Here is a 341-nt window from a genome sequence, read left to right on the forward strand (position 1 = left end):
GCCGAACACGGAAGTTAAGCTCTTCAGCGCCGATGGTAGTTGGGGGTCTCCCCCTGTGAGAGTAGGACGTTGCCAGGCTTGTTGTTAATCCGCAGTAGCTCAGTGGTAGAGCTATCGGCTGTTAACCGATCGGTCGCAGGTTCGAATCCTGCCTGCGGAGCCAATGCTTCCATAGCTCAGTTGGTAGAGCACTTCCATGGTAAGGAAGAGGTCACCGGTTCGAGCCCGGTTGGAAGCTTAATATTCAAAAAAGAAAAATGCCTTAATGGCCCGTTGGTCAAGCGGTTAAGACACCGCCCTTTCACGGCGGTAACACGGGTTCGAATCCCGTACGGGTCACC

Annotated in this window: 3 tRNA genes; all 3 read left to right on the forward strand. The window is 54.0% G+C overall.

Annotation, left to right across the window (positions count from 1 at the left end):
• Positions 1-88 precede the first annotated feature (88 nt).
• Positions 89-163: transfer RNA gene (locus Q1B07_RS26845), tRNA-Asn, on the forward strand.
• 2 nt (positions 164-165) lie between these two features.
• Positions 166-238, forward strand: a tRNA-Thr gene (locus Q1B07_RS26850).
• A gap of 29 nt (positions 239-267) precedes the next feature.
• A tRNA-Glu gene (locus tag Q1B07_RS26855) sits at positions 268-339 on the forward strand.
• Positions 340-341: the final 2 nt, after the last annotated feature.

The organism is uncultured Metabacillus sp. (assembly GCF_947503125.1).
Taxonomy (GTDB): Bacteria; Bacillota; Bacilli; order Bacillales; family Bacillaceae; genus Metabacillus.